The 16,949-nt window shown below is 35.6% G+C and carries 12 protein-coding genes; 8 read left to right on the top strand and 4 right to left on the bottom strand.

Translation table 11 applies throughout. The features are described from left to right. Positions 1 to 73: 73 nt before the first annotated feature. The 3 genes from HM983_RS07230 to hemH are packed head-to-tail and all read right to left on the bottom strand — an operon-like array spanning position 74 to position 5,624. On the bottom strand, positions 74 to 3,181 hold the full coding sequence (locus HM983_RS07230) for a VPS10 domain-containing protein (protein WP_179344712.1): 3,108 nt from the start codon (positions 3,179 to 3,181) through the stop codon (positions 74 to 76). Positions 3,182 to 3,228: 47 nt separating this feature from the next. Further along, positions 3,229 to 4,584, bottom strand: coding sequence for an MATE family efflux transporter (locus HM983_RS07225; RefSeq protein WP_179344711.1), 1,356 nt, complete (start codon positions 4,582 to 4,584; stop codon positions 3,229 to 3,231). Beyond that, positions 4,584 to 5,624 (bottom strand): ferrochelatase, encoded by a 1,041-nt coding sequence (hemH, locus tag HM983_RS07220; RefSeq protein WP_179344710.1) that lies wholly within the window; start codon positions 5,622 to 5,624, stop codon positions 4,584 to 4,586. Before hemH ends, HM983_RS07225 begins: the two co-directional genes overlap by 1 nt. 145 nt (positions 5,625 to 5,769) lie before the next feature. On the opposite strand from hemH, the gene HM983_RS07215 reads away from it, so the two are divergent. Beyond that, entirely contained in the window at positions 5,770 to 9,276 is a 3,507-nt protein-coding gene (locus HM983_RS07215; RefSeq protein WP_179344709.1) for a TraB/GumN family protein, read from the top strand. Here the strand turns inward: HM983_RS07215 and HM983_RS07210 are convergent. Further along, positions 9,273 to 10,172, bottom strand: coding sequence for a helix-turn-helix transcriptional regulator (locus HM983_RS07210; protein ID WP_179344708.1), 900 nt, complete (start codon positions 10,170 to 10,172; stop codon positions 9,273 to 9,275). The genes HM983_RS07215 and HM983_RS07210 overlap by 4 nt on opposite strands. A 200-nt stretch (positions 10,173 to 10,372) precedes the next feature. Here HM983_RS07210 and hemA point away from each other — a divergent pair, with 200 nt between their 5' ends. The 7 genes from hemA to hemF all read left to right on the top strand — a co-directional run bounded on the left by hemA (position 10,373) and on the right by hemF (position 16,936). Further along, the gene (gene hemA / locus HM983_RS07205) at positions 10,373 to 11,623 is read left to right on the top strand and encodes a glutamyl-tRNA reductase (protein ID WP_179344707.1); all 1,251 of its coding nucleotides are present in this window, start codon (positions 10,373 to 10,375) and stop codon (positions 11,621 to 11,623) included. Continuing rightward, on the top strand, positions 11,616 to 13,196 hold the full coding sequence (gene hemC / locus HM983_RS07200; RefSeq protein ID WP_179344706.1) for a hydroxymethylbilane synthase: 1,581 nt from the start codon (positions 11,616 to 11,618) through the stop codon (positions 13,194 to 13,196). Before hemA ends, hemC begins: the two co-directional genes overlap by 8 nt. A 73-nt stretch (positions 13,197 to 13,269) precedes the next feature. Continuing rightward, positions 13,270 to 13,626: a four helix bundle protein gene (locus HM983_RS07195; RefSeq protein ID WP_179344705.1), complete on the top strand. Its 357-nt coding sequence runs from the start codon at positions 13,270 to 13,272 to the stop codon at positions 13,624 to 13,626. A gap of 43 nt (positions 13,627 to 13,669) precedes the next feature. Beyond that, the gene (gene hemE / locus HM983_RS07190; RefSeq protein WP_179344704.1) at positions 13,670 to 14,701 is read left to right on the top strand and encodes a uroporphyrinogen decarboxylase; all 1,032 of its coding nucleotides are present in this window, start codon (positions 13,670 to 13,672) and stop codon (positions 14,699 to 14,701) included. Positions 14,702 to 14,737: 36 nt separating this feature from the next. Then, positions 14,738 to 15,508, top strand: a complete 771-nt coding sequence (locus HM983_RS07185) for an EI24 domain-containing protein (RefSeq protein WP_179344703.1) — start codon at positions 14,738 to 14,740, stop codon at positions 15,506 to 15,508. Continuing rightward, a complete protein-coding gene (locus HM983_RS07180) occupies positions 15,505 to 16,044 on the top strand; it encodes a GNAT family N-acetyltransferase (protein WP_179344702.1) in 540 nt (179 codons plus the stop codon). Before HM983_RS07185 ends, HM983_RS07180 begins: the two co-directional genes overlap by 4 nt. Beyond that, positions 16,034 to 16,936, top strand: coding sequence for an oxygen-dependent coproporphyrinogen oxidase (hemF, locus tag HM983_RS07175; protein ID WP_179344701.1), 903 nt, complete (start codon positions 16,034 to 16,036; stop codon positions 16,934 to 16,936). Before HM983_RS07180 ends, hemF begins: the two co-directional genes overlap by 11 nt. The last annotated feature ends 13 nt before the right edge of the window (positions 16,937 to 16,949 follow it).

The raw sequence follows: 16,949 nt of genomic DNA, 5'->3' as shown, positions 1-16,949 counted from the left end.
GCTAGACATGACAGAGACATAACAATTTAAACAACGAAACTGTCACATCGAGCGTATTAGAGATGCCTATATCTTATTTTTCCTCAACAAACAAATAATTCAAATTTTTATTATTGAAAGCTTCATTAAATGCTTTTACCTCATCATTGAGCAACGTATTAAATGTTGTTAATTGCTTTTCGATTTTAGCAGTTAATTCGTTTTTAACGGCAATATCTTGCTCAGTTGGTGGGAAGTCTCCCATACTTACCAATGAGTTTAAATGACCTAATTTGTTCGTTAACTTAATTGGAAAGTTCAATGGATCTTGGCCACTACGGTTTTTTGTTTGGTAGAGCTCCTTTTCAATATCAGATAATTGCTCCTCCAATTTTTTAGCTTTTTCAACCAATTCTTTTACATTGTCATCGTCTTTATATTGTTTTTGGAAATCGCTCAATTGTGCATTTATATTCCTTATTTTTTTTATTGATTTGTGAGCATCATCCATTGTTTTATTAACATCCTTTATAAAATCGAATTGCTTCTGCATATCTGCCAAGGTGCTCTCTGCTCTTGGGTCTGCTAAAACTGTAAAAGGTTTAGAAATCTCTACTGTATTTGACGGTACAGAATCTTCGACTTTAAGTGACACTTTATATTCGCCTGGGATTGCTCTCGGACCCTCTAAACTTGCCCACCACAAAATCATACCAGGCAATCGCTCTGCTCCATCGTAGGTCATGTCCCAAACGAATTGATTGGCACCCTTTTCAACCTTCAACATATTCTTTTTGTCTTTGTTAGAATACGTTTTAATTGTATCACCTTTAGTATCTAAATACGTTAGGGAAACTTTATCTTTTTCATTAAAATCCTTCAAATTGAAATAGGTCATCACACCATTGGGATGATTAGCACCTGTAGTTTTGCTGCCGCTTCTTCCTCCTCCACGCATTCTGTATGTGTCTTTTGGTTTAAATAACATAGTTTTGTTTAAATCGGCATTGTACAACTGATGAATAACAGATAGATCGTCAATCATCCATAGGCTTCGGCCTTGGGTTGCGACAATTAAATTATTGTCTTTTATCGTTAGATCAGTAATTGGAACAATTGGTAAATTCATCTGAAATGGTTTCCATTCTTTTCCATCATTAAAAGAAATATACATGCCTGTTTCCGTTCCTGCATACAACAAACCTTTTTTCTTAGGATCTTCCCTGAGTACTCTTGTAAAATGCTCTTCGTTGATACCATCCGTGATTTTTTTCCACGTTTTACCGTAATCCGTCGTTTTATACAAGTAAGGCGCAAAATCACCTGTTTTATATTTTGTGCCTGCGACATAGCATGTCCCTTCATCGAATGCACTTGGCTCAATACTATTAATCATCATCCATTCTGGCATGCCTTTTGGCGTGACGTTGTCCCATGTTTTTCCGCCATCTTTAGTAACGTGTACCAATCCGTCATCACTACCAACCCATAACAATCCTTCCTTTAAAGGTGATTCATTAGCTGCAAAAATAGTACAGTAATATTCAACTGAAGTATTGTCTTGAGTAATTGGCCCACCTGATGATTTCAACTTTTCAGGATCGTTTCGAGTTAAATCTGGACTGATAATGTCCCAAGATTGTCCTTCATTTTCAGTGACGTGAACGTGTTGCGAAAACGTATAAAGTTTATCTGGGTCATGTTTTGAAAACATAATTGGGAAATTCCATTGAAAGCGGTATTTCATACCTTCTGCTCCGTGTCCCATCGGATTATCTGGCCACACATTGATAGCTCTAACTGTTCCGGTTTCATGATTAACACGTGTTAGATAGCCGTCGTAACTTCCACCATAGACAATGTCGTTATTTTCTGGGTCAACCGCAATATGCGCAGATTCTCCACCAGCTGTACTTTCCCAGTCGTCTTCAGAAATAGAATAACCATCAGTTCTATGCGGAATTCTAATAGTTGAATTATCCTGTTGTGCTACGTAAATACGATAAGGAAATGCATTGTCTGTAGTTACACGATAGAATTGTGAGGTTGGTTGATTGTAATATGTGGACCAGGTTTCGCCTCCATCGTAAGTGACCTGTGCACCACCATCGTCTCCGATAATCATTCGTTGTGGATCTTCAGGTGCAATCCAAAGATCATGATGATCTCCATGAGGCGCATTGTAGGTGTCGAAGTTTCTTCCGCCATCGGTACTTTTGTGATAACGTACATTCAAAACATAAACGGTATTGACATCTTCGGTATCTGCATATACTCGAGTATAATACCATGCTCGTTGGCGTAAGTCTCGCTCATCATTAACCTGATTCCATGTTTCGCCCCCATCATCACTGCGATACAAACCACCTTGGTCTTTATTTTCAACAATTGCCCAAACACGTTGATTGTTTACTGGCGAAACTGTAACTCCAATAATTCCTAGTATTCCTTCAGGAAAACCTTTCTTAGTTGATATTTCAGCCCAGGTTTCACCGCTGTCTGTACTTTTCCAAAGTGCAGAACCTTCTCCTCCAGAACTTAGACTATAAGGTGTACGTTGTACACGCCACGTCGAAGCATATAAAATTCTTGGATTTGTTGGGTCCATAATTAAATCCACAACTCCTGCATGTTCATTGGCAAAAAGTGTTTTTTTCCAGGTCTTTCCGCCATCTGTGCTTTTATAAACGCCTCTTTCTTCAGTTGGTTTATAAATATTTCCCATAACACCAGCATAAACAATGTCATGATTATTAGGATGAACTGCGATTCGTGGCACGTGTCTTGAATTTTTTAGTCCTGATTCGGTCCAAGTTTTTCCTGCGTCAACACTTTTCCAAATACCGTAACCAGACGAAACGTTTCCTCTCACGGTTTTTTCTCCACCTCCAACATAAATTACATTTGGATCGCTTTTAGAAACTGTTATTGCACCAATACTTCCACCAAAAAAGCCATCCGAAATATTTTCCCATTCACGGCCTCCATTAGCAGTTTTCCAAATGCCGCCTCCTGTAGAACCGAAATAATATAGATTTGGTTGATTAGGGACACCAGTGACCGCAGCACTTCTTCCACCTCTAAAAGGCCCAAGTAAGCGGTACTCTAAAGCTCCATAATCGGATTCTTGAAAATTTTGAGATTCTAAATTTAAGCTGAAAAATGAAAGCAGAAGGACTGCTATAACAGTTGAAAATCGCATAATAAAATGAATTGTTAGTTTTGAATTCTAAAATTACGGATTTATAATTATTCCGTAGCAGTTGGTTTCAAATTTAACTTCACTTCGCGGTGTAAAAAGTAGCCAGTCACAATCGTCGCTAAAATATCGGCAATAGGAAAAGACATCCAAACACCCAATTCTCCGTAAAATCTTGGTAAAATAAAAATTAAAGGAATAAAGAAAAGACCTTGCCTTAATAAGGTGAGCAACAGTGCCGGAATGGCTTTGCCAATAGCCTGAAAATAAGCAGCTCCAATTAATTGAATGGCAATAATAGGTGTTGCTGCGAATACCCAACGCATAGCTGGTGGCGTTTCCCTTAATACATCTGTATCTTGCGTGAACATAGTGGTAATAGCGTCTGGAAATATCATTAAAAAGATGAAGACCACGGCAGACAATAAGGCTGCGTACTTAATTGCAGTATTTATTGATTCGCGTACTCGGCTAAATTTATTTGCACCATAATTGAATCCTGCAATGGGCAAAAATCCTTGCGTAATTCCGTAAACCGGAAATAGTGCAAACATCAACATTCTGCCTACAATTGCGTATGCCGTGACTGAGGTTTCCCCTCCTAAATCGAATAAAATATTGTTCATTAATAAATAGGTAACGCTTACAATGGCTTGTCTCGAAAGTGTTACAAATCCAAGTGACCCAATCTCTTTTACTATTGGTAAATCCAAACCAAAATGTTTAATATTTATTTTTAATTCCGAATTTTTCGACAAGAAAAACCACAGAATAAAAAGAAAACATAACACATACGAACCTGTTGTTGCCCAAGCTGCACCTGCCATTCCCCAATCAAACACATTGATAAAAAGATAGTCTAAAAATAAATTCCCTACCGAAGGAAACATCATTGCATACATAGCGAATTTTGGTTTGCCCTCTGCTCTTATGACCGTGTTCCCCATCATACAAAGTGCCAATACAGGTACTCCGTACAATACAATTTTATAATAGATTTTTGCAGGTTCAAAAATGCCACCTTTACCACCAAATGCTGGAATAATATCGTTGATGTACAGCAACCCAAAAACCACAAAAAGAATAGTGATTAAAATGGTTAATGTGATTTGATTCCCGAAAGTTTTTAGAGCCTTAATTTGATTATCTGCTCCAAGTGCGCGAGAAATTATGGAAGATCCACCGATTCCGATAGACATACCTAAAGCAGCAATGAAAAACGACACTGGAAGCACTACATTTATGGCAGCAATGGCTGTTGGCCCAATCCAGTTACCGACAAAAATAGTATCAATTAGAATATTTAGCGACATCACTAAAATCCCGATAGAAGCGGGCACAGCTTGTTGAATCAACAACTTGCCGATAGGTTTGTTGCCCAATTCCTGTGAAGATGCTTTTGCCATTAAACGGTTTCAGGTTTTTTAGAATTTGCCCATTCTTCAACCATATTTGTCAATACTTGAACAAAATCATCACGCTCGTTTAGACACGGAATTACCGTAAATTCCTTTCCGCCGACTTCGTGAAAAATTTCTTCACCTTCCATGGCAATCTCCTCCAGAGTTTCGAGACAATCGCTAACAAATGCCGGAGTTACAATAGCCATTTTTTTAGTGCCCTCTTGACCCATTTTTTCAATCGTACGGTCTGTGTAAGGTTTTAACCAAGGATCAAAACCCAATCTAGATTGGAATGTCGTGGAATAAGTACCATTCTTCAAACCTAATTTTTTAGCCACATTCACGGTAGTAATTTCGCATTGGTGACGGTAGCAGAATTCGTGTTGCGGACTACCCATTTTAAAGCAGCATTTACCATTCATTTTGCAGTTTCCATTTGTGATGTCACTTTTTCGGATGTGACGTTCAGGAACGCCGTGGTAGCTAAAAAGAATATGCTCGTAATCGACGCCCTTTAAAGAATCGGCAATGCTTTGCGAAAGTGCATTAATGTAATCCTTTCGATGATAGAATGCAGGTGTACGAGTAATGGTTACTTGAGGAAAATGCTCAGCCACCAACTCATCTATCAAAACATCGATGGTTTCTGTTGTCGCCATAGCAAATTGAGGATACAATGGAATCGTCTTTATTTCCGTACAACCTTGATCTACCAGATCCTGTAATCCATTTTTTATGGTCATACTACCATAACGCATTGCCAAAGCCACTGGATATTCAACTTGTTTTTGAACTTTTTCTTGAAGTCTTTCTGATAAAACAATCAAAGGCGAACCTTCTTCCCACCAAATTTTTTGGTATGCTTTTGCAGACGCTTTTGGTCTGGTATTTAAAATAATTCCTTTAACCAGCAAAGTTCGTGCCCATAGCGGGACATCTATAACGCGCTCGTCCATTAAGAATTCACCCAAATATTTTTTGACATCCTTTGGATTTGGGCTGTCCGGCGAACCTAAATTGACTAATAAAATTCCTTTTTTCATGCTACAATTTTTCACTTGCAAAAATACAACTCTAATTGCAATTCTTTCAATTTACGATGTTTCGATTTAATCGGTAACATAGCGTTAAAAATTTTGTTAGTTTATTGAATTAAATATCTTTACAAGCCTTGTTTAAATCTTATGCATGAAAAATTTTTGCTACTTACTTGTACTTTTTCTTTCACTAAACACTTTTTCACAGAATAAATATCAAAGCTTACTTTGGGAAATTTCTGGTGACGGCATAGAGAAACCATCTTACCTGTACGGAACAATGCACGTAAGCAAAAAAGTGGCATTTAGATTGGACGATGTCTTTTATAAAGCTCTGAACAGTAGTGAAGTAATTGCGCTCGAATCTGATCCAACGACTTGGCCAGGTTTTAACTACGATATGTTGTTGAATGAGATGGCCTATTTCAACAATTATCAACACGATTTCTATACCAATCTATTCAGACTTGATCATCCTCAAGAAATGACTATTAGAGGTTCAATTAGAATGGACAATAATGCCGTAAACGCTTATCTCTATAGAAAAAATAGTGCTTCAGATAATTTTGAAGAGGAGACCTATTTGGATATGTTCATTTTTCAAGCCGGAAAGAAAAACAAAAAGGAAATTATAGCCTTAGAAGATTTAGAAGAATCACGTTATTTAACGACTAAGGCCGCATACAATCCAGAAAAAAAAGATTTAGATCCGTGGTTGCAAAAAATGTTTGCTAAAGAAAACCCATATCTCATACAAGAGAACTTATATCGAGAAAGAAATTTAGATTTATTGGATTCAATCGGAGCGGGAGTTAACACAGAGTTCTATAGGGAAAATATGCTCTACATCCGCAATGAAAATATGGTGAATGCCCTCATAAAATTAGTTAAAGAAAAATCTGTGTTTGCAGGAGTTGGAGCGGCACATCTGCCTGGTGAGTATGGTATGATTAACATGTTGCGCAAGAAAGGGTTTAAAGTTAAAGCTTTAACCTCCGAGCAGACCGATTATAGTAAATCAGAAAAAGCGAAATTAGATAGTTTATTTGTAGTACCAAAACTTGAAATTAACAGTACGCCAGACGGTTTTCTCTCACTTAACACTTATGATAAACTAAGGGAATTTACCTATGGAGGGCAGAATTATTATCTCGATCCAGACATGACCAATGGTGCTTATCTAACCATAAATAGGATTAGTAAGTTTAGCTATTTGCCCAATGAAAAAGAACATATTACATTAAACGATATTGACGATTTATTGTACGAGGATATTCCAGGAGACATTGTTAAAAAGGAACAATTTTCTAAACCGTACCCAGGCATAAGTGTAATTAACAAAACTAAAAAAGGTGAATTTCAGAAATACCATATTTACGATACACCTTTAGAAATTATCATCGTAAAATTTGCGGGACGAAGTGATTTTGCTTTAAAAAATGAATCAGCCATATTTAGTTCCATAACCTTAAAAACACCTTCCGATAATTTAAAGTTATTTAAAGCACCAAATGATAAATTCACTGTGAACTTTCCAGAATATTATATCACCAATAATATGGAGAATAGTGGAAAAAAAATACTTCAAGGTTTTAAAAATAACGTCTACTATTTTGTTATCGAAGCCGCACTAAACGATATATCCTATATTGAAGAAGATGATTTTGAGGCCAAATATTTCCATAAAGCTTTTTATAAAAATTACAAGTTAACGCAAGTAGAGGGTTCTTTTAAAAACACTAAATACAAAAGCTATGAATCTTATGCGAATTTAGATTCTACCACTGACCAAAAACTGCATCTTAAAACTGTTGTGAAAGATGGGAGCTATTATCTATTAGGTTATGTTGGAAACAACAAAGATGAAAAAACAGATTTCTTTAAATCTTTAAAGTTCAACGCTCTTGACTATTCGGGTTTTGAAATGGTTAATGACACCTCGTTACATTTTACGGTAAAAACAAATGCAGCACTACCACTGCCTAACAGATATGGATATAACGACAATAAGAAACTGAAGGCCTACGAGGAGAACTCAGAAGAAACAACCTATTCTACTAAAGCAAACGAGCAGATTTTCGTCACCCGAAAAAAGTTTCACGACTTACAAATGTTTCAAAATGTAGATAGTCTTTGGAATGGTGTTGAGAAAAAAATTAATTTCAAAAACCAATATACACAACGTAAAAATTTTAAAATTTCCGATCGTGAAAGCTCTAATAAAGATGGCATAAATTATCACAGCTTTAGTTATACGGATTCGTCAAGTTCTAAAAAAGTTTTAGTAAAATGTATTTTAAAGAAAGGCGTACTTTTTGAACTTAAAACATTGGTAGATTCAATCAGCGGACCTTCTAAATTTGTTTCAGAATTTTATAATTCTTTCACACCTAAAGACACGCTTTTGGGCAAAGATGTATTAAAAGATAAAACACATCTGTTTTTTGAAGCATTAAGGGCTAATGACAGTATTATTTTAGAATCCTATAAACTCATAAAATTCAACAAAACTCATGTGAAGGATTTAAAATCGGTGCTTACTAATTTTGAATTTCCGAAAGACCGACAAAACATAAAATCTCACCTTGCAGGAGAATTGATTCAATTAGACCTAAGTAACAATCTCAGTTTTATAGAACAATTGTATTTAAACAGCTATTCGGATCCAGAGACACAAACTTCTATTCTAGAAGGGCTGTTAGAAGCTAACACAAAACCAGTTTACAAACTATCTTTAGCTTTAATGGAACGAGATATTCCGTTAGGCAATGTTACTGGTGTATTTTATAATTATGGCTCTAAAGATTCATTAAAACTAAAAGCGTCTTTGTTTCCTAAAATATTGGAATACAGCTCAATTAAAGAGTACAAACAACCACTTTACAATTTACTATCAAAAGTAAGAGACAGTGGATTTCTTAAAACCAAAAACTATTCAAAATACAAAAGCCAAATAATTAACGATGGCAAAATTGAAGTTAAACGAAGTCTAAGCAACAGTAATCGTAGGTATAATTCTTATGCCCAAAATCTCACCACTTATGTGAATTTAATTTTTCCATATAGAAAGGAACGCTCGGCAAAAGATTTCTTTGAAAAACTGTTGAATGTCAATGATAAATTTGCCTTAGTTAAATATTACATTCTGTTATCAAAAAACAAGGAAAGCATTCCTCTAAAGCTTAAGGAAAAGGTATTGGATGATGAAAAAAATCAATATTTACTTGCAGAAAACCTACAAAGAACAAAATTGACCAATAGATTAAAATCATTGGGCATTAGCCAACAACAGTTTGCTAAATCCAAAATATTATCGACTGCAAATTTTGAAAAAGAAAAAGACTCTATCACCTTCTTAACAACCAAAGATTTTTTGACCGATAATGGTAAAAATGCCGTGATGTATTTTTTTAAGATTAGTAAAGAAGATTATTATGGTAAATCTGAAGTATTACATTACATATCTTTTCTCAAGCCGAACAATAAAAAGTCTTTAGTCGTAAAATATTATTACAAATCTGATGCTTCTGGTATGGCCATAGACAAAACCAAAACATTAGAAACACAGATTACAGAAATATTGGACTTAGCGACTTATAAAGATCGTGAACGTGTTACGATTAGCAGTAACGGAAGTGGTGGGTATTATGATTATTAACTGGAAGCTGTAATATACTTCTTAGGCGTTGTACCAAACTTCTTTTTAAAAGCAGCAATAAAATGGCTCGCTGTACTGTAACCTACTTTTAGTGCCACTTCGTTAACGTTGTAATCATCCGATTCTAAAAGTTTACGAGCAACTTCCATTTTATAATCAAACAGAAAGCCGTAAACCGTATCGCCATAGATTTGTTTGAAGCCTTCTTTTAGTTTTTTAAGACTTAGTCCAATAGTTTCAGACAATTCTTGTAGGGTTGGTGGCTCTGCCATATTAGCGATAATAATATCTTTTGCTTTTTTGAGCTTGGCAACGTTTTCCTCATCCACTAAAAATGGGCATTGCTCAATATCAGCTTCTTCATTTCTATTAAAGTATAAGCTCAATAGCTCATAAACTTTACCTTTAAAATAAAGTGGTTTTATGAAAGCGTGCAAATTAAAACTTATAAGCTGATTTAAAACCACAGCCATAGATGGTGAAATTTTTCCATCTGTGTAGTATTTTTTATCCTTGTTATCGTCCGTTAAAAACGTGATATAATTAGCATCTCTGGAAAATAATCCGTGAAACTTTTTAATGGAAATCACAAAAGACACCAACCAAGAATTAGGTTGTAATTCTAGGTGAATAGGCAAGTCACGCTGTGGATTATATAGTAGTAATGAGGTTTCTTCTTTAATGTTTAACGTGTAGCTCCCTTGATTGAAAATAAACGCGCCTGATCCCCTTGTACAAAAATGAAATTGTATAAAACTGCTATCAATCTCACGCTCTATCACCTCAACAACGTCAGTTTCATTCTGGCTGGTGAGCACAAAAAATCCGTCTTCTAAAAACGTTTCGTCAAAAGTACCTTGAGCGATACTTTTCATAGCTTTATTTTCTAAATTCATTTTATTGTTATTTAGATTCATTCTAAACTAAGACTATTTAAAGCCTTGATTTTACTACAAAAGTAGCATAATTGCTTGTTATAATCGAAAATGATTCTTAAAAAACCACAAACGATACTTTAAGTTCTTCTAGCGTTATTTTTTGTCTGTTAAGCCAATTATTTTTGTGCAGCTTAATTTAGAAAGCGTTTATTGCCCTGATGCAACAACACAAAAGCACATATTTTTATGCCATTGGTCTCAGTTATCAAAAAGCTGATGCAGAAGTTCGTGGTCATTTCAGTTTAAGTGACTCGGCCAAACAAGCCTTGTTAGCCCAAGCAAAAGCTAATGGAATTGAGAGCCTTGTAGTTATTTCAACTTGCAATAGAACTGAGCTTTATGGTTTTGCCGAGCATCCTTATCAACTTATTCACTTATTATGCGAAAACACCAAAGGCACGGTTGAAGAGTTTCAAGATGTGGCCTATGTGCATAAGAATAAAGATGCCATCAACCATATGTTCTGTGTTGGCTCTGGATTGGATTCACAAATTTTAGGCGATTTTGAAATTATTAGTCAGCTTAAATTCAGTGCACGTGCTTCAAAAAAAGCAGGCTTACTTAACTCTTATATGGAGAGATTGGTCAATTCTGTGATTCAAGCGAGCAAGCGAATCAAGAATGAAACGGAATTATCGTCTGGTGCAACATCGGTATCGTTTGCTTCGGTTCAGTATATTATGAAAAATGTTGAAGCTATTTCAGATAAAAATATTCTACTATTTGGTACTGGTAAAATTGGAAGAAATACCTGTGAGAATTTGGTGAAACACACCAAAAATCCACACATCACTTTAATCAACCGAACAAAAGATAAGGCCGAAGCGGTTGCTGGAAAATTCAACCTCATTGTAAAAGATTACGAAAACCTTGAAGACGAAATTAATGCGTCTAATATTGTAATTGTTGCAACTGGCGCACAAAACCCAACAGTGTATAAATCTTTGATTTCAACCAAAAAGCCTTTATTGGTTTTAGATTTATCCATACCAAAAAACGTGAATGAAGACATTTGCGAACTTCCAAATATCACCTTGGTGCACTTAGACGATTTGGCAAAAATCACGGATGATACTCTTGAAAAGAGAAAAGCGTACATTCCAGATGCCGAAGCTATTATTTCTGAAATCACGAATGAATTCAACGCTTGGTTAGACACTTTAAAATTTGTACCAACCATTCAGGCGATAAAACATAAGTTAACGGATTTCAAAAATTCCGAACTCAATACACAACGCAAAAAGCTGAACGATTTCAATGAGGATCAAGCCGAGTTGATTACATCTAATATCATTCAGAAAATTACCAATCAGTTTGCACATCATCTGCGTGAAGATGGTAACACTTCAGACGAAAGCATAGAGCTTATCAAAAAAATTTTTCAGTTAGAAAACACTAGTAATGTCTAAAATTATTCGCATTGGCACACGCGACAGCCAGCTCGCTATGTGGCAAGCAAAAACTGTTCAGTCACAACTTGAACATTTAGGTCACAAAACCGTTTTGGTGCCTGTAAAGTCTACTGGTGATTTGGTTTTGGATAAGCCACTTTACGAACTTGGTATTACAGGAATTTTCACCAAAACACTCGACATTGCAATGCTCAATGGCGATATTGATATTGCGGTACATTCCTTAAAAGATGTGCCAACCGTTTTGCCGAAAGGGATTGTACAAGCAGCGGTTCTTAAGCGCGGTAACGTTAATGATACTTTAGTTTTTAAAAAGAACGAAGAGTTTTTATCGGCTAAAAATGCCGTGATTGCAACAGGCAGTTTAAGACGACGAGCTCAGTGGCTTAATCGTTATCCAACACATACCATTGTTGGTTTACGTGGTAATGTCATCTCAAGATTGGAAAAACTTGAAGACAATGACGATTGGAATGCAGCTATTTTCGCAGGTGCAGGTTTAGGTCGCTTAAATCTTACACCAGAAAATGCCATCAATTTGCATTGGATGATTCCTGCACCAGCACAAGGTGCTGTTATGGTCGCTGCTTTAGAAAACGATGAAGAAACAAGAGCGGCATGTGCCGAGATTAATCATGAAGAAACAGAAATTTCAACATCTATAGAACGAAAATTTTTAAACCTGCTTGAAGGTGGATGTACAGCACCAATCGGTGCGTTAGCATATATTAAAGACGAAGAGGTTAACTTCAAAGCTATTTTGCTAAGTCAAGATGGTTCAAGAAAAATTGAATTTTCAAAAGTTGTACCATTAGATAAAAAAGATGATTTAGCTCAATTTGCAGCAGATTATGTAATTGAAAAAGGTGGTAAAAAGCTAATCGATCAAGTCAAAAGAAGCGAAAAAGAAACAAATATATATTCGACGAAAAAATTGACTGACGAACAATTGCAATTGTTTCATAATGATGTGGTTGCCGAAAGTAGTGATGCTATAAAAATCAACCCAAATCGTTTAACGAAAAGCATTGTTAGAAATGAAATTGAGAATGTGATCATCACAAGCAAAAATGCGGTTGATGCCTTATTGACTAACTTTTCTGCACCCGAATTGCAATTCAAAAACATCTATTGTGTTGGTAGAAAAACCAAGCGCGCCATTGAAAAACGTATTGGTAAAGTAAAACATCAGGCTGCATCGGCAGAAAACTTAGCCCAACATTTGGTCGAGTTTATGGATGGTACTGAAGCGACTTATTTTTGTAGCAATTTAAGATTGGACACCATCCCAATGGTTTTAGCTGAAAACAATATTACGGTTAATGAAGTTGAAGCCTACGAAACCAAATTTGATGCTGATAAAATTGAAGGTGATTTAGACGGTATCCTATTTTTCAGTCCATCTACGGTTGAAGCATATTTAAAGAAGAATAAAGCGAAAGGTATCGCATTTTGTATTGGCGAAACTACAGCTAAAGAAGCGAGAAAACATTTTGAAGATGTGCGTGTGGCGAAGGTGCCTTTGGTGGAGCGTGTTATTGAGTTGGTGAATACTCACTATGGTCAATAGCTTTTAGCTGTTGGCTGTTGGCTGTTGGCTGTTGGCTGTTGGTAAAAGAACAAATAAAGCCTAAACTAGGAAAATGAGAAACTTTAGAACACTTGAAATTTGGAAAAACGGAATAACAATCGTTAAGCAAATTTATTTACTTTCTCAGCAATTACCTTCGGAGGAAAAATTTGGTCTTAGAAGCCAGTTAACAAGAGCTGCAGTTTCAATCCCTTCAAATATTGCGGAAGGATGTAGCAGAAATAGTGAAGTAGAATTCAAAAGGTTCCTTGAAATAGCAATGGGTTCACTTTTTGAAGTTGAAACACAATTAGTGATTTCTCAAGAATTAAATTTCATTCCTAAAGTAGATTTAAAAATCATTTTTGAGCTCTTAAAAAAGGAAGCTAAAATGATCAACAGTTTAATAAATAGAATTAAAAATAGTTAGTGCTTTTTAGCCAAGAGCTAAGAGCCAAAAGCCAAAAGCTATCATGATAAAAAACGACCTATTCCTAAGAGCATTAAAAGGCGAAACCGTTGAGCGCCCACCAGTATGGATGATGCGCCAAGCGGGACGGTATTTGCCAGAATTTATGGAAATCAAGAAAAAGTATGATTTCTTTACACGTTGCCAAACACCAGAATTAGCAAGTGAAATTACAGTTCAGCCGATTAGACGATATGGTATGGACGCTGCAATTTTATTTTGCGATATTTTGGTCATTCCACAGGCGATGAATATTGAGGTGCAGATGAAACCTAATTTTGGCCCTTATTTGCCAAATCCGATTCGGACACAAAAAGATGTGGATAATGTTATAGTTCCAGACGTAAAAGAAGAATTGAATTACGTTTATGATGCCATAAAAGCGACAAAAGAAAAACTCAATGATGAAATTCCATTAATAGGTTTTGCAGGTTCGCCATGGACAATTTTATGTTATTGCGTACAAGGTCAAGGTTCTAAAAATTTTGATAAAGCCAAAGAATTCTGCTTCACAAATCCGATTGCAGCACATACCTTACTTCAAAAAATTACAGATACAACAATTGCCTATTTAAAGGAAAAAGTAAAAGCAGGATGTAACGCTGTTCAGGTTTTTGATTCTTGGGGAGGCATGTTATCACCAAAGGATTATCAAGAATTTTCTTGGCAATACATTCAGCAAATTATTGATGCTTTAAAAGACGAAGCACCAGTCATTGCTTTTGGAAAAGGTTGTTGGTTTGCACTTAACGAAATGTCCAAATCTGGAGCTTCTGCTCTAGGTATCGACTGGACTTGTTCTGCAAGAAATGCACGTTATTTAACTGGAGGAAACATTACATTACAAGGTAATTTTGATCCAACAAGACTATTTTCACCTCCATCTGAAATCAAAAAAATGGTGACTCAAATGATTAATGAGTTTGGGAAAGATAAATACATCGTAAATTTAGGTCATGGTATTTTGCCAAATATTCCGTTGGAAAATGCAAAGGCTTTTATCGATGCGGTGAAGGAATATAAGAGCCCAAACTAAAATATTTCTACCTTTAAAAATTGTTGAGTAAGACTTATGTTAAAAAACATACTTAAAGGCATACAAGCATATTCAGGAGTGTTTGCACTCATGTCCAAACTAAAGCTTTGGAAGTATTTCGCTGTGCCTATTTTAATCAGTGTTTTAACAGCAAGTATTATTGGTTTTTCCGCCTACGGTTGGTCTGATAATATTGGTAGATTCATAGCAAAAATTTGGATTTGGGATTGGGGAAAAGAAACCTTTACTTCTATTTCAACAGTTATCGGAGCTATTGTAATTATTGCCATTGGTCTTATCTTGTATAAGCATATTATCATGGCTTTGTCTGCACCCTTTATGAGTCCGGTTTCAGAAAAAATTGAAGCGCATTTAACAGGAAATAAAAATCATCAGCACCGAAATACGTCGTTCAATGAACAGCTTTGGAGAGGTATCCGAATTAATGTGAGAAATTTAGTAAAAGAGTTGCTCATTACGATTCCGATTTTAATTCTAAAGTTTATTCCTGTAGTGAACATTTTTTCAACAATTTTATTGTTTTTAGTTCAAGCTTATTATGCTGGATTTGGTAATATGGATTATACACTAGAGCGTCATTTTAAATATAGGGAAAGCATCAATTTTGTTAGTAAAAATAAAGGTATTGCCATTGGTAATGGTATTGTATTTATGCTGTTTTTATTGATTCCCGTTATTGGAATTTTTTTGGTTTTACCAATTAGTGTTACGGCAGCTTCTAAGGAAACTGTGGAATTATTAAGAAAAGATAATCTTTTGAAGCATAACGAAATCACCGTGACATGATCGCTGAGTTCAATGGTTTTGAAATCAGTCCGGTTCATAACGGTGATGCTTGGAAAATATGTGATTTCTGTGTGGCGAATTCAGATCGATTGAAACGTTATTTTCCAAAGACATTAGAACAAAATTTAAACCCGACGTTATCTCAATTATTTGTTGAAACCAAAGTGAAACAGTTTGAAAATAATGATGAATATTTGTTCACACTAAAACAATCTGAAACAAGAGAACTTGCTGGATTGATTTATTTAAAAGAACTTGATTGGGATAAAAAACAGGGTGAATTTGCTTATGCCGTAAGTTATACTTTTAAAGGTAAATGCTTAATCTCAAAAGCCATTAAAACATTATCAACTTATGCGTTTGAAGAATTAGGTTTGGAAACACTTCAAATTATTTCTCATAAAGATAATTTATCGAGTGTAAAAGTGGCTTCAAATAATGGTTTTAAGTGGCAGAAAACCCTTTTGAACGAATATACGCCACCAAACGAAGTTGCTTTGGATATGGAACTTTATGAATTATATAATGAAAGATAAATTCTTCAATTACATACACGAATTACAAGACACCATTACTTCTAAACTGGAAGCCATTGATGGCAAAGCAAAGTTCAAAGAAGACAAATGGAAAAGACCAGAAGGTGGTGGTGGAAGAACACGTGTTATAGAAAATGGCAACGTATTCGAAAAAGGAGGAGTTAACATTTCTGGTGTCCACGGAAAACTCCCAGACAGTATGCAGAAATATTTTGGAGTTGAAGATGCCGATTTTTTTGCCTGCGGATTGAGTTTGGTTTTACATCCAAAAAACCCGAAGGTGCCAACCGTTCACGCCAATTGGCGTTATTTTGAAATGTATGATCAAGATGGAAATATTGTTGACCAATGGTTTGGAGGCGGCCAGGATTTAACGCCTTATTACTTATTTGACGAAGATGCCAAACATTTTCACCAAACCTGTAAAATAGCTTGTGACAAACACAACCCAGAATTCTATCCAAAATACAAAGCACGTTGCGATGAATATTTCTATAATGCACATAGAAATGAAGGTCGTGGAATAGGTGGTTTGTTTTTTGATTATTGCAAAGCTACAGATGATATGACGATGCAAAACTGGTACGATTTTGTTACCGAAGTTGGTGATAGTTTTCTTGAAGGCTATGTTCCAATTGTTGAAAAAAGAAAAGATTTACCATACACTCAAAAGCAACGTGATTGGCAAGAAATACGCCGTGGTCGCTACGTGGAATTTAACTTAGTCCACGATAAAGGCACTTTATTCGGATTGAAAACGAACGGTAGAATTGAGAGTATTCTTATGAGTTTACCACCGCATGTGCAATGGGTTTACGACCACCATCCTGAAAAAGAAAGTGAAGAAGAAAAATTGATTGAAGTATTACAGAATCCAAAACAATGGGTGTAGAGTTTGAGTAAGC

The organism is Winogradskyella ursingii (assembly GCF_013403975.1).
In the GTDB taxonomy this organism is placed as follows: Bacteria; Bacteroidota; Bacteroidia; order Flavobacteriales; family Flavobacteriaceae; genus Winogradskyella; species Winogradskyella ursingii.
This window is presented reverse-complemented; position numbering and strand designations above follow the sequence as displayed.

Excerpts from the sequence above, each read along its gene's own strand:
- HM983_RS07195 (WP_179344705.1), top strand. The coding sequence starts at position 13,270 with ATGAGAAACTTTAGAACACTTGAAATTTGGAAAAACGGAATAACAATC.
- hemC (WP_179344706.1), top strand. The coding sequence starts at position 11,616 with ATGTCTAAAATTATTCGCATTGGCACACGCGACAGCCAGCTCGCTATG.
- HM983_RS07225 (WP_179344711.1), bottom strand. The coding sequence starts at position 4,584 with ATGGCAAAAGCATCTTCACAGGAATTGGGCAACAAACCTATCGGCAAG.
- HM983_RS07180 (WP_179344702.1), top strand. The coding sequence starts at position 15,505 with ATGATCGCTGAGTTCAATGGTTTTGAAATCAGTCCGGTTCATAACGGT.
- hemE (WP_179344704.1), top strand. The coding sequence starts at position 13,670 with ATGATAAAAAACGACCTATTCCTAAGAGCATTAAAAGGCGAAACCGTT.
- HM983_RS07215 (WP_179344709.1), top strand. The coding sequence starts at position 5,770 with ATGAAAAATTTTTGCTACTTACTTGTACTTTTTCTTTCACTAAACACT.
- HM983_RS07230 (WP_179344712.1), bottom strand. The coding sequence starts at position 3,181 with ATGCGATTTTCAACTGTTATAGCAGTCCTTCTGCTTTCATTTTTCAGC.
- hemA (WP_179344707.1), top strand. The coding sequence starts at position 10,373 with ATGCAACAACACAAAAGCACATATTTTTATGCCATTGGTCTCAGTTAT.
- hemH (WP_179344710.1), bottom strand. The coding sequence starts at position 5,624 with ATGAAAAAAGGAATTTTATTAGTCAATTTAGGTTCGCCGGACAGCCCA.
- hemF (WP_179344701.1), top strand. The coding sequence starts at position 16,034 with ATGAAAGATAAATTCTTCAATTACATACACGAATTACAAGACACCATT.
- HM983_RS07210 (WP_179344708.1), bottom strand. The coding sequence starts at position 10,172 with ATGAATTTAGAAAATAAAGCTATGAAAAGTATCGCTCAAGGTACTTTT.
- HM983_RS07185 (WP_179344703.1), top strand. The coding sequence starts at position 14,738 with ATGTTAAAAAACATACTTAAAGGCATACAAGCATATTCAGGAGTGTTT.